Annotated in this window: 13 protein-coding genes and 1 pseudogene; 8 read left to right on the top strand and 6 right to left on the bottom strand. The window is 57.9% G+C overall.

The window, feature by feature from the left end:
* Window position 1 precedes the first annotated feature (1 nt).
* Entirely contained in the window at window positions 2-949 is a 948-nt protein-coding gene (locus BLM14_RS00505) for an alpha/beta hydrolase (RefSeq protein WP_099997618.1), read from the top strand.
* A gap of 48 nt (window positions 950-997) precedes the next feature.
* Here BLM14_RS00505 and BLM14_RS00510 read toward each other — a convergent pair whose 3' ends face one another.
* The 4 genes from BLM14_RS00510 to BLM14_RS00525 all read right to left on the bottom strand — a co-directional run bounded on the left by BLM14_RS00510 (window position 998) and on the right by BLM14_RS00525 (window position 5,055).
* Window positions 998-1,744, bottom strand: coding sequence for an ATP-binding cassette domain-containing protein (locus tag BLM14_RS00510; RefSeq protein ID WP_099997619.1), 747 nt, complete (start codon window positions 1,742-1,744; stop codon window positions 998-1,000).
* On the bottom strand, window positions 1,737-2,801 hold the full coding sequence (locus BLM14_RS00515) for an ABC transporter permease subunit (protein ID WP_418314193.1): 1,065 nt from the start codon (window positions 2,799-2,801) through the stop codon (window positions 1,737-1,739). Before BLM14_RS00515 ends, BLM14_RS00510 begins: the two co-directional genes overlap by 8 nt.
* A gap of 115 nt (window positions 2,802-2,916) precedes the next feature.
* A complete protein-coding gene (locus BLM14_RS00520) occupies window positions 2,917-3,909 on the bottom strand; it encodes an ABC transporter substrate-binding protein (protein ID WP_099997620.1) in 993 nt (330 codons plus the stop codon).
* A gap of 240 nt (window positions 3,910-4,149) precedes the next feature.
* The gene (locus BLM14_RS00525) at window positions 4,150-5,055 is read right to left on the bottom strand and encodes a sugar-binding transcriptional regulator (protein WP_099997621.1); all 906 of its coding nucleotides are present in this window, start codon (window positions 5,053-5,055) and stop codon (window positions 4,150-4,152) included.
* A gap of 281 nt (window positions 5,056-5,336) precedes the next feature.
* Here BLM14_RS00525 and BLM14_RS00530 point away from each other — a divergent pair, with 281 nt between their 5' ends.
* Together BLM14_RS00530 and BLM14_RS00535 are read left to right on the top strand one after the other, a co-directional pair.
* Complete coding sequence (locus tag BLM14_RS00530; protein WP_099997622.1) at window positions 5,337-6,254, top strand: tagatose-bisphosphate aldolase; 918 nt, start codon at window positions 5,337-5,339, stop codon at window positions 6,252-6,254.
* A 32-nt stretch (window positions 6,255-6,286) separates the two neighbouring features.
* A complete protein-coding gene (locus BLM14_RS00535) occupies window positions 6,287-7,744 on the top strand; it encodes an ROK family protein (RefSeq protein WP_237143423.1) in 1,458 nt (485 codons plus the stop codon).
* A 65-nt stretch (window positions 7,745-7,809) separates the two neighbouring features.
* Here BLM14_RS00535 and BLM14_RS00540 read toward each other — a convergent pair whose 3' ends face one another.
* Window positions 7,810-8,742, bottom strand: a complete 933-nt coding sequence (locus BLM14_RS00540; RefSeq protein ID WP_099997624.1) for a LysR family transcriptional regulator — start codon at window positions 8,740-8,742, stop codon at window positions 7,810-7,812.
* Window positions 8,743-8,979: 237 nt separating this feature from the next.
* Here BLM14_RS00540 and BLM14_RS00545 point away from each other — a divergent pair, with 237 nt between their 5' ends.
* The 5 genes and pseudogenes from BLM14_RS00545 to BLM14_RS00565 all read left to right on the top strand — a co-directional run bounded on the left by BLM14_RS00545 (window position 8,980) and on the right by BLM14_RS00565 (window position 11,883).
* Window positions 8,980-9,690, top strand: coding sequence for an SDR family NAD(P)-dependent oxidoreductase (locus BLM14_RS00545; protein WP_099997625.1), 711 nt, complete (start codon window positions 8,980-8,982; stop codon window positions 9,688-9,690).
* Window positions 9,691-9,701: 11 nt separating this feature from the next.
* Window positions 9,702-9,938 (top strand): tautomerase family protein, encoded by a 237-nt coding sequence (locus BLM14_RS00550; protein ID WP_099997626.1) that lies wholly within the window; start codon window positions 9,702-9,704, stop codon window positions 9,936-9,938.
* 334 nt (window positions 9,939-10,272) lie between these two features.
* Window positions 10,273-10,404 (top strand): annotated as a pseudogene (locus BLM14_RS31660) (epoxide hydrolase); the annotation flags it as partial.
* Between the two features lie 53 nt (window positions 10,405-10,457).
* Complete coding sequence (locus tag BLM14_RS00560; protein ID WP_099997627.1) at window positions 10,458-11,123, top strand: VOC family protein; 666 nt, start codon at window positions 10,458-10,460, stop codon at window positions 11,121-11,123.
* A gap of 82 nt (window positions 11,124-11,205) precedes the next feature.
* The gene (locus tag BLM14_RS00565; protein ID WP_099997628.1) at window positions 11,206-11,883 is read left to right on the top strand and encodes a type 1 glutamine amidotransferase domain-containing protein; all 678 of its coding nucleotides are present in this window, start codon (window positions 11,206-11,208) and stop codon (window positions 11,881-11,883) included.
* 94 nt (window positions 11,884-11,977) lie between these two features.
* Here BLM14_RS00565 and BLM14_RS00570 read toward each other — a convergent pair whose 3' ends face one another.
* Window positions 11,978-12,415, bottom strand: coding sequence for an SRPBCC family protein (locus tag BLM14_RS00570; RefSeq protein WP_099997629.1), 438 nt, complete (start codon window positions 12,413-12,415; stop codon window positions 11,978-11,980).
* Window positions 12,416-12,463 lie beyond the last annotated feature (48 nt).

The following is a 12,463-nucleotide window of genomic DNA, read 5'->3' on the forward strand; positions in this document are numbered from 1 at the left end:
CATGGAACTGAATGAAGGTGCGCAACGCGTACTCGCCATGCAGCGTGAAATCGGCGGTGCACCATTCGAGACCTTGACGGTGCATGCGGCACGCACGGCCTTCAACGCGGGCAATCCGCTGTGGCAGCCCGAAGCGCCAGAGGTGGGCACGTCGTATGATCTAACGGCGCCGGGTCCCCACGGACCGATTCCAATAAGATTTTATCGCGGAAGGGACGCGGCGGTCGAAAAGCCTTTGCCTGCTCTTGTCTATTTTCACGGTGGTGGCTGGGTTGTCGGCGGTCTCGATTCGCATGATGTTGTCTGCCGTGCCCTGGCTAATGCCGCCGGCGCTATCGTCATTTCGGTCGGCTACAGGCTGGCGCCCGAGCACAAATTTCCTGCAGGTATCGATGATGCCGTTGCCGCAATGCGGTTCGTCTTCGATCAGGCAGGATCGCTGGGAATTGATCCCGCGCGCATTGCCGTCGGGGGTGACAGTGCCGGCGGCAATATTGCGACCGTCGTTGCACTCACCGCGCGCAATGGCGATGTTCCGCCGGTGAATTATCAGATACTGTTTTATCCCAACACCGATGCTGCTCAAAAACATACCTCCTACCGGACAAAGGGCGAGGGATACGGGCTGACGGCATCAACCATGCGCTGGTATCGGGACCATTACATTCGCGATGCAACCGATATTGACGACTGGCGCGTTTCCCCGCTGCGCGTTGCCAGTCTTGTGGGTGTTGCTTCCACCTACATCGTGACCGCAGCTTATGACCCGCTATGCGACGAAGGAATGGAATATGCCAATCGGCTGAGAGCTGAGGGCGTTCTCGTTACGCATCGTCATTTGCAGGATCAGATCCATGGCTTTGTAAGCATGGGACGTTACATCCCGGAAGCTAAAAGCACGATCGAGGATGCTGCCACAGCCTGGAAAGCGGCGAACTCCCAAGCGTGACCAGCGCGGGCCACGCCAACACTCATGGGGAAATGTTAGCGGCGGCCCCTAACCGCCGATCATGAGCTTGACCACTTCGTCATGGGTCGTTTCGCTGATCTTTCTTTCCCCGGCGACAATTCCGCGGCGCAGAACAACAATGCGATCTGAGACAGCAAAAATATCCTGGAGATTGTGGGAGATGAAAATCACCCCGCGGCCCTGTGCCTTGAGCGACTTGATCAGTGCTACTACCTTGCGCTGTTCAGGTACACCAAGGGCGGCGGTCGGCTCATCCATGATCAGAATCTTGGCGTTCCAGTAAACGGCCCGGCCGATTGCGACCGCTTGCCGTTGGCCGCCGGAAAAATTGCTGACCGGTGCATCGAGCCGCTTCACATGGAAGTCCAGCATGGCCATTGTCTTCTTGGCGGCTTCCGCCATGGCTTTGCGGTCCAGTACCGGCAGGAAGCCGAAGGCTTTACGCATGGGCTCGCGTCCAAGGAATATGTTGGCTCCGATGGTAAGGTTGTCGGCCAACGCCAAGTCCTGATAGATCGTCTCTATACCCTTGCCGCGCGCATCTTGAGGTGAGGAAAAGGAAACAGGGTTGCCCTCGATGAGGATTTCTCCCGATGTCGGCGGATAGACGCCCGAGATCGCCTTGATCATCGTGGTCTTGCCCGCACCGTTATCACCGGCAAGTGCCACGACTTCACCTGGGCGTACGATCATGGAACAATTGTCGAGCGCGCGGACTGCACCGAAGTGACGGGAAAGATTGCGGACTTCGAGAAGAGGGGTGGTGCTATTCATCTTGCTTGGCTCCGCTGAACCGGCGCTGCGCCTGGTCGATAAGAACGGAAATGATGATCACGATACCGACGGCGATAAACTGCCAGAACGGTTCGACATCGAGGAAGACGAGGCCATACTGAATAACGGCGATGACAAGTGCTCCGGCGACCGTGCCGAGAATCGAGCCCGAACCGCCAAAGAGGCTTGCCCCGCCGATGACGACCGCGGCAACGCTGTCGAGCAGCAGCGGCTCACCCGCCTGAGCGGCGCCGGCGGTGAAGCGGGCGGCATAGAGAGCGCCTCCGAGCCCAGCGCACATGGCCGATAGAATGTAGAGACGGAGGAGATGCGCCTTGATGTCGATACCGGCACGGCGCGCCGCCTGAGCATTGGCCCCGATCGCATAATTATGCTGGCCGAAACGCGTCTGGCTCAGAAGATAATGCATGATCAGGACGAAGACCGCCGTGACCAGCACGAGATAGGGAATGCCAAAGAAGCGGCCATTGCCGAGCATGGCAAAGTGCTCGTTCTTCACCGGAACGGTGGTGCCTCCCGCCAGGAGAAAAGCCGTTCCACGGGCGACGCCGAACATGCCGAGCGTGCCAATAAAGGGGGGCACCTTGAGGCGCGAGATCAGGAGCCCGTTGACAATGCCAGGGACACCAGCAGCAAGGACAGCGACCAGAATGCCGAAAAGCATGGCGAAGGGCAGCGGCATATAGAGGCCGGCAATATTCGTCATATGGGCCGCGACGACCGCCGCAAGTCCCATGATGAACCCACTGGACAGATCGATGCCGCCGGAGATGATGACGAAAGTCTGTCCAACGGCAAGCAGAAGCGGCGCGACGGCGAAAACGGCTACGGACTGCCAATTGAACGAAGAAAAGACAAAGGTCCCGCCAAAGGCGATACGTGACCATATCTCGAAGGTGATGAGCAATCCGGCCAGGAAAAGCCAGGCACGCAACTGGGCAACGCGCGCCAGATAGGTCTTGGTCTGGTCAGCGTGATCTGCTTGCGGCGCTACGTATTTTTCCGCTTGCGGCGGTTCAAGGCTGGTCAATGTCATCGATATATCCGAATACAATACACGGTGCGTAGCCGCAGCATGGTTGTTTAAAAACAGGATGTTGTCAGGTGCCGATGCTCTCTGGATTCAAAGAGCACCGGTCGCCATGTCCGAATTAGTCAGAGTAGATGTATTTCGCGACGTTCGGGTCGGTTACGTTCGTCTTGTCGATGACGGTAAATCCCGTGCCGATCGAGGTCGGAATGGAATTTCCTGTCAGATGCGCATAGGCCGACATAACGCCAAAATAGCCGATTTCGGCTGGATGCTGGGCGATGGCGAGATCGACGAGACCACTATTGATATTATCAACGATACTGGTCGGGGCATCAAATGCAACGACTCTGATTTTGCCGGTTTCACCGGCTTGTTGCACGCCATTGGCGCCGCCAAGTGCCGAGAACAGATTGGCGCCAAAGACGCCGACGAGGTCCGGATTACGCGCAAACACGGCCTGAAGCTGGGAAGCAGCCTTGTTGGCATCATTATCGTTGTATTGTGTTTCCAACACCTGAATACCCGGATGATTGGCTGCCATTTCCTTCTTGAAGCCTTCCTCGCGCTGGTCGGTTGTCGAGATGCCCGGCTTCACATTGGATACGTAGACCTTGCCCTTTTCGCCCACGGCCTTGGCGAGCGCACGGGCGGCGATTTCACCACCGAGAATATTATCGGAAGCGATATAGGCGAGGGGGAAATCCGAGTCGCCTGCTCCGGTCTGGTAGACACCGGAACCAATGAATGTATCAACCGTAATAACCGGAATACCCGCATCAGCCGCTTTTTTCAGGGGCTGGACCAACTGGTCTTTGTCGGTCGGCGCAATCAGGATGGCATCGGGCTTTTTCGCGATAACGGCGTCAAGCACTGGCACCTGGGTGACCGGGTTGAAATCCGGAGCGCCCTGGAAGACGATTTCAGCACCAATGGCTTTTGCGGCGGCTTCTGCGCCCTTTCGCATGGTGATGTAAAACGCGTCCGTTGTCAGACCCGGAACAAGTGCAATGGTAAATTTCTTATCCTGCGCATTGGCAGGTGCGCCCGCCAATGCAAATGCAGAAACGAGCGTCAAGGCTGCGGCAGCCTTGACAAATGAACGGCGCTCCATGGTTTCCTCCCTGGGTGAGCAAGTTCAAACTGACATCAATTCCCTGACAATTCCTCGATCTGTCCGGTAGCACATCATCATGTCGATACTATCCACTCGTCAAGTGCAATTCGTTCCAGAAAATAATTTCGTGCATTTTTTTGCACTTTTTTGCTGTTTTATAAAGCGTTTTTGATTGCCACTTGTACCGGAAGATGGTGTCGGGTCCACCCACCATCATCATTCCGTGCCCTGGAGGTTTCAGGCGGCGGGAAGGCTGTCGAGAATAGCCTGTGCTGTTTTGGTGTCAGTGACGAGTGCATTGATCATCCTGGCACGAACCGCGCCGATAATTGCCGGTGCTTTTTCCGCAGTGGCTGCGACACCGATGACCAGCGGTGTCGCCCGCAATTGTTCTGGAGATGCGGCTATCATGCTGTTTTCGCCGTCCCAGTGCAGTACCGCGCCATTTTCGTCAATATAGTGGCGAATGACGTCACCGACGGCCCTTGTCAGCGCCTGTTCGCTTGGAGTAGCAGCACTTGCTTCCGGCGGGTTGATGGCGTGCGGCAGTCCGATACCGACGATCGCTACATCCATGCGATCCCAAAGCGCCAGGATTTCCTTCACCGACGCGTCGTTCAAGAACGCCTCACGCAATTCTTGCGAAGAAAGGTAGGGCGCGTGCAGGAAATGTGGTGTGCCGCCCATTTGCTCGGCCGCCAGGCGGACAAATTCGTTAATCTGAAAATGCGGCGCTGACAGTTGCATGCCGCCCGTGACCGGGACCGTAATAATGTCGGGAATGCGCGGCAGACCGGCGCGCACCACTTCGCGAATGGCCCGGCCCCAACCGATACCGAAAACGGAACCGGCTCCAAGGCCGGCTTCCTTAAGCATCGCGCCAAGCGGTGTCGCAAGGGAAGCGAGTGCGCCCGCGCTTGGCGTTTCGACCACGGCGGCCGTTTTGAGACCCAGGCGATCCACCAGTTCCGCGGTGATTTCCTCTGGAGAGATCAGATCAATCACTTCGATGCGCACAATGCCCAAGGCACGCGCTCGCTGAAGGAGGCGCGATATTGTCGCCGTCGACACACCGAGGCGCTTGGCGATATCCACCTGCGACATCTCCGCCTCGTAATGCAGCTTGGCGACCATATGCAGCATTGTTTTGGATGCGGCGGTCGTATCCTGGATAGATTGCGTTGACAGCTTGCAATTCCTTTCTGCAACGTGTTACACGATAATCAGCGTTGAAGATGTTGTCGCTCAAAATTCCAAAATCCGCAATGCGGCACCGATAGAAGCACTATTGCCCCGTGACCCGCCAGATGGAGGATCGTGGGGCTGTGAGTGCCTGTCATGCCCTGCGGACCCGATCTTTGATGGCAACGTGCAACATTTTTCGAAACACCTTTCGTCTGAAAGGCCGACATAAGGAGAGCGCTATGGCGACGATGACAACAGCGGAATTACGCGGATATCAACAGATTTGCGGTCCGGATGGCGCAATGATGGTGATTGCCTGCGATCAGCGCGGCGGCATGCGCACCCTGCTGGCAACTGATCCGGAGGCACAGGCTCAGATCGGCAATGATGTTCTTGGCCAGACAAAGGCTGATATCACCCGTTATCTTGCAAGCAAGGCCTCCTGTGTGTTGGTCGATCCCATCTGCGCCGTACCCCATCTCGTTGATGACGGTGTAATTGCTCGCGATACGGCGCTATTGATTGGTCTCGATGCTTCGGGCTGGGATACTTCGCCAGAAGGTTACCGGCTGTCGAAGCTCGTCCCCGACATCACGGCACGCCGAGTACGTGAACTGGGAGCGACCGGCGGCAAGATCATGGTTTATCTGCGCGCCGACAAGCCGGAAGCCAATACACACAACATCGCGATCCTGCGCCAGAGCATCGAAGACTTTGCCAGGGAGGACCTGCTTTTGGTCGTCGAGTTCCTGACCTATCGGCTTGATAGCGAAAGCGCTGAGGATTATGCGGCAAAGGTTCCATGGCTGGTCGAGGAAGGCACCCGGATTTCACTGGATTGCGGCGCCAAGGTATTGAAATTGCCCTATCCGGGCTCACCGGAGGCCTGCGCCACTGTCACCGAACTTGCCGGAGATGTCCCTTGGGCGGTATTGTCGGCTGGTGTTGATCATGAAACATTTCTTGGACAGGTCGAGATCGCGATGCAGAACGGGGCGTCCGGGGTGATTGCAGGACGGTCGCTCTGGAAGGATTGCATTTCGCTGGACCGCATGGTCACCCGCGAAAAACTTGAAACTGTCGCCGTACCGCGGCTGCGCGAAATCCAGGCTGTTATTGCCAGGTACCGCAACGTCGGCGTTCACAAAGCGGCCTGACCCATCGGATGATCCCTATGCCGGACAGTGCAATGGCTATCGGAGTCGACATCGGTGGCACTAATCTGCGTGCCGCGCGCATATCATCTCACGGGGAAATTCTCGAAAAGGTCTCGGAGAAGAGCCACCCAGATCCTGAAATCGCCTTAGCGCGAATTGTCGATCTTATCCGGAGGGTTGACCGGCCCGCTGTAAAGGCCATCGGTATCGGTATTCCCGGGCGTGTCGATCAGCGGCAGCGCCAGGTATTATCGGGTGGGTATCTCGATCTCTCCTGCGTGCCAGTCGCCGATCATATCGAAGCGGCTACCGGCCGCCCCGTGATCATCGACAATGATTGCAGCATGGCGCTCATGGCCGAAATTGCCATTGGAGCTGCACGAGGTCACGGCAATGTGGTGATGTTCACGATCGGTACGGGCATTGGCGGTGCCATTTCAGAGAATGGAACGATTGTGCGAGGTAGCAGAGCTGCCGGGCAATTAGGACATATCACGGTCGATCGGCATGGGCGGGAATGCGTTTGCGGGCGGCGCGGTTGTGTCGAAGCGGAGAGTTCGGGCACAGCGTGGCGGCGTCATGTAGCCGAAGCAGGATATGCAGCAGACACACCGGTAGACCAGATCCTTGCCTTGGGCGAAAGGGGCGACAAAGAAGCGCTAGCGGTGCTTTGTGCCTGGGCCGGACCCTTGCGGGCGGCGATTGATACGATATCCGCCACCCTCGATCCAGATATGGTGCTGCTGGGTGGCGGACTTGGCAAAGCTGCGGAGCGCGCGCTCGCATATGCTCCAGCACAGGCAGCATGGTTTCAGACGTCAGTCCGGGCGGCAGAACTCGCAGACGATGCCGGCGTGATCGGCGCTGGTCTTGCAGCACTCTCGTTTCCTGGCGCGGTTTCAGTCCATGCATCGGCAGCCACCGGTCGAAGCGGTAAGCGGGCGGTGCTCGTCAATGGGATACCGGCGGCCGGCAAGAGCCAGATGTCAAAGGCAATTTCGGATCGGACTGGCTGGCCGATCCTCACGCTAGACACGATCAAGAACCCGTTCCTGGAGCAGCTTGGCGGCGCGGATCGCGAATTTAACCGGACGCTTGGCAAGGCAAGCTATCAGGCGATCTGGTCTATCGTCCGTGATGCGCCGGACGGTTCCACTTTCATCGTCGACGCATGGTTCGGGTTTCAGCCTCTCGCTCTATTGCAAAAACACCTCGCGACGGCGGGCGTGGAACATATTGCGGAGATCTGGTGCCATGCGCCCGGAGAGGTGCTTGCCGAACGTTACGCTGCGCGGCTGCACGAGCGGCCTGCCGGTCATCCTGGTGCGGCTTACATTCCCGAACTCATCGAGCTTTCCAAGAAGGCTGAACCGACTGGCCTTGGGCCAAACCATGCCGTCGATACGACGACGCCGATCGACTTCGACGCGGTGACCGGATGGGTGAACTACGTCTTATGTGATGGACATGGCGATACCGCGCACGAATAGGACAAAACTAGCAGCATTCTCTGGCCTGATCAGAGACGCTCACCATTGTTCCAACGGAATGTGCATCACTTTAGTGAATCGGCTTCCGCAGACAGCCTAGCGAACTCTGCGCGCAGGCGCGGGGCAGCAAAATCTATGAAAGCTCGCACTTTCGGCACTGACAGTCGACCGTGAGGCGTTACGAGGTGAACTGGCAGAGCAGCAGACTCCGCATTTCGCAGTACAAGTTTGAGCGAACCGTCCTGCACACTCTCGGCTACGTGGTAGGTATAAAGCCGAGTAACGCCGCGCCCGTCGATTGCTGACGCGAGAGCAGCCCGAACGCTGTTGACGACGAGCCGGGGCTTGAAGTGGACCGATCGCGCGATCGAGCTGCCAGCCGCCGGCGGGAAGACCCAGGTGTCTTGGCCAAAGTGCGTGGTGGTCACAATCTGGTGTTTGGCGAGGTCGGACGGCTCGTTGATGTGAGGGTGTTTGGCAAGGTATCGCGGCGACGCAACGATGACCCGCTTTACGTCGCCCCCAACGCGAACAGCAACCATCGAGGAATCCGGGAGTTGAGCGACACGGAGGGCAACGTCAATCCCCTCATCGACAAGATTGGCGTGGCGGTCGAGTAGTATCAGGTTCACCGAGACGGCAGGGAAAGCGTCAAGATAAGCATCAACGATTGGGCGCAAAATCTCTTCGCCGCTGATGGGTGGTGCCGTTATGGTGAGTGTCCCCCGCGGAGCGGTACGCTCGCCTGCGACGCTCATGTCCGCTTCTTCGAGATCGATCAGAACCCGCCGGCAGGCCGAAGCATAGCGCTCGCCGGCCTCGCTGAGTTTGATCGAACGCGTGGTCCGGTGCAGGAGCTCTGCTCCCACATAGGTCTCCAGAAATGCAATCGCCCGGCTGACGGCGGCAGGCGAGCGGCCTAAACGGCGTCCCGCACCGGCAAGGCTACCCTCATCGATAGCCGCAACGAACACCTTCATCGCTTCAATGCGATCCATACTTATTCTTTCGCAGGACGGAGCACTGAACGCCGATGATCGAACATTCGATTGATTTCAGCAAGGGTACGACCCTGCGAAGTCAACACCGCCGAACCCAGATTATTCCACTTTAAGGAACAATCAATGCCGTATAACGGCTATTCTATCAATCAATGGTGGGTCCTAAATTGACGGCCTGTCCCAATGCGGACCGCCGGCAGCAATTCCGCCAGCCGGAATAAATAGAGGCCTATCATGAGTAATGAACGGAAAGTAGCGATCATCACCGGTGGATCGCAGGGAATTGGTGCCGGTCTGGTGAAAGCTTATCGCGATCGGAACTATCGGGTCGTGGCGACCTCCCGCTCGATCAAGCAGAGCGGCGACCCTGATATTTTCGCCATCTCTGGTGACATCAGCGATCCTGAAACAGCTGAGCGTGTGGTGAAAGAGACAATTTCGCGTTTCGGCCGGATCGACACGCTTGTCAACAATGCCGGTATCTTCATCGCCAAGCCTTTCACCGAGTACACAGCAGAGGACTTCGCGTCGAAAATTGCAACCAACGTTGCAGGCTTCTTCCACATCACACAGGGTGTGGTTGCCGAAATGCTCAAGCAGGGGTCCGGCCACATCGTCAGCATAACAACAAGCCTGACCGATAATCCGGTCGCAGGCGTTCCTTCGGTACTCGCCAATCTTACCAAGGGCGGCATCAACTCGGCCACCAAGTCACTCGCCATCGAATATGCTACAAGGGGCATACGCGTGAATGCGGTCTCGCCTGGCATCATCAGTACCCCTATGCACGCCCCGGAGACCCACGAGTTTCTTGCCGGGCTGCATCCAGTAAAACACATGGGCGAAATTCGCGACATCGTTGACGCCGTTCTCTATTTGGAGTCCGCCGGCTTCGTGACGGGCGAAATCCTTCATGTCGACGGCGGCCAGAGTGCTGGTCATTAAAGGAGGCTGTCATGCCAATCGTCACAATCCAAGTAACCAAGGAAGGCTTCGGTCCCGGCCGCGATTCCGTCACGTCTGAAGAAAAGGCGAAACTCATCGCCGGCGTCAGCCAGCTCCTGCTCGACGTGCTTCACAAGCCTCTCGAAGCGACTTTCGTCGTCATCGAGGAGGTTGAACTGGAGAATTGGGGCTGGGGCGGCTTGCCGGTGCCAGAATACCGCAAGCGGCTTGCAGCGGGCGGCGACTAAGCCCGTACTGCGGCTGCCGTTGCCCCAAGCGGCAATGGCAGCCCGGGGGTGGTGCGTTCTGCCGCATCGCAACAGGAGTTTCATTTGAATGATTGCTATTTTTTCGTTAAGAATCCTCGTGCAGGCAAGGGACTGGGAAAAGGCCCATCCTCATCCCCCGAGTTAGAACAGCGGGAATTCTGTTTGGTCCGAAACGCAAGGTGGACTACGCCGGCTGCTTTCGTATTGCCGACTTCGAGACCAATTCCATCGCTGCCGGTAAGAAGTCCACACTGACCTCGAGAGCTCCGGGCCGGTTATTGATCAAGCCAATATTGCCCTGAATTGTTCAGGCCGTCGCGACTATAGCAAACTGCTCTACTTCAACCGGGTCGACAATGGCGGCCACTTTGCCGCCTGGGAAGAGCCAGAACTCTTCAGTGCCGAGCGCCGGGCAGCGTTCAGGTCGCTGCGTAAGTCGATTTGAGAAATACACGGCGCGCTGCGCCAACCTTCACAGGCATCAAGGAGGACCATGCCATGCCAACTGCACAGACACCTAGTTCGCGGACAATCGACATGAAGCTCGAAATCGTCGTCATCCCTGTTTCGGACGCCGATCGCTCGAAGGAATTCTACGCGAGCCTCGGATGGAGGCTGGACGCCGATTTCGCCAGCACCGACTTCCGCGTGATGCAGTTCACTCCGCCTGGCTCCGGGTGCTCGGTCATCTTCGGCAAGAATGTCACAGCCGCCGCCCCGGGCTCCGCTCAAGGACTGTATCTGATCGTGTCCGACATCGAGGCCGCCCGCAAAGAGCTGCTCGACCGCGGCGTCAAGGTCAGCGAGGTGTTCCACCCTGAAGGCGACGTTTATACAGGCCCGGACGAGCCCTATCTGTTTGGACGAGTCCGGGCTGGCGGTCTGGCGCCAGAGCGCGGTAGCTACCGCTCGTTCGCCTCGTTCAGCGATCCCGACGGCAATGGCTGGCTGTTCCAGGAGGTCACAGCGCGATTGCCCGGACGCGTGGACGCGAACGAAACGACCTTCACCTCATCGAAAGAGCTCGCGTCCGCGCTTCTCCGCGCCGCGACTGCTCACGGCGAGCACGAGAAGCGGGAGGGCGGAAAGCACGACGAGAATTGGCCGAACTGGTACGCCGAGTACATGGTCCGGGAGCAGGCCGGACAAGAGCTTCCATTATAGACGGAGCCGGCTGCAATCGTCATTCTACAACTGCGCCAAACGCTTATCGGTCACGCGCCATCAGTAATGAAGGAAACTGACAATGAACATATTGATGGTACTTACCTCGCACAACCAGCTTGGCAACACCGGCAAGCCGACCGGCTTCTGGCTCGAGGAATTCGCTGCACCCTACTATGTGTTCAAGGACGCAGGGGCCAAGGTGACCTTGGCCTCGCCGAAAGGTGGCCAGCCACCGATCGATCCGAAGAGCGACGAACCGGGCAACCAGACCGAGGCCATGGCGCGTTTCAAGAAAGATGCGGAAGCTCAGAAAGTCTTGGCCAGTACCGCCAGGCTCGCCGAGGTCAGGGCTAATGATTATGACACCGTTTTCTATCCGGGTGGTCATGGACCGATGTGGGACCTGGCCGAAGATCCAACGTCGATTGCCTTGATCGAAGCCTTCTACAATGCCGGCAAACCGGTCGCCGCGGTCTGCCACGCCCCGGGTGTCCTTCATAGAGTCACGTACCAAGGACAGCCCATCGTCAAGGGCAAGCGGGTCACCGGCTTTACAAACACCGAAGAAGAAGCCGTGCACCTGACAGAAGTCGTACCATTCCTTGTCGAGGACGAGCTCAAGCGTCTGGGCGGCATTTTTGAAAAGGCCGCCGATTGGGCTGATTTTACCATTGTCGACGGGCGACTGATCACCGGCCAGAACCCTGCCTCGTCTGCCTCTGCGGCCATGGAGCTGGTCAAACTGCTGCAGGCTTAACTACGATCCGTTTGCAGCGCGCCCCGGATAGGCCATACCGAGCAGTCGCTCGGCCGCCGCCGGTCGCTGCACGATCACGATTGTCTCTGAACCCTCATGCAACGGGAGGGGTATCTGGTCCCGGGTCGCCGCCAGCCGCGGCTACGGCCAGCCTGCGCAGATAGTGGTTCCAGCCCTTTTCGTGGCTGGCGCGTTCCTTCTCGTCGGGCAGTCCGCCGTGGGTGAAGCGCACCAGCGTGCCTCCATCCTTCTCCACGAGATCGATCTCGATCAAGCCTGACCCGGGCGGCACATTCTCGTGTCCTTCCCAGCCGAAGCTGTAGGCCAGGCGATGGACCGGGATTACCTCCGTGAATTGGCCGCGGGCAGTGTGCGTGTCGTTCATACTGAGGAGATAGATGCCTCCTGGATATGGCTCGACCGTCGCTTTCGTACCCATCCAGCGCAAAATCTTGTCGGGATCGGTGAGGAAGGCGAATACCGTTGCTTGTGGAGCTGCTATCTCGATCTCACTGCGAAACGTCTCGGTCATCGACGATTCCCTCCCAGGACGCAATGTCATTTCCAGCATCGGCGCAAT

It is taken from the genome of Phyllobacterium zundukense (assembly GCF_002764115.1).
Classification (GTDB): domain Bacteria; phylum Pseudomonadota; class Alphaproteobacteria; order Rhizobiales; family Rhizobiaceae; genus Phyllobacterium; species Phyllobacterium zundukense.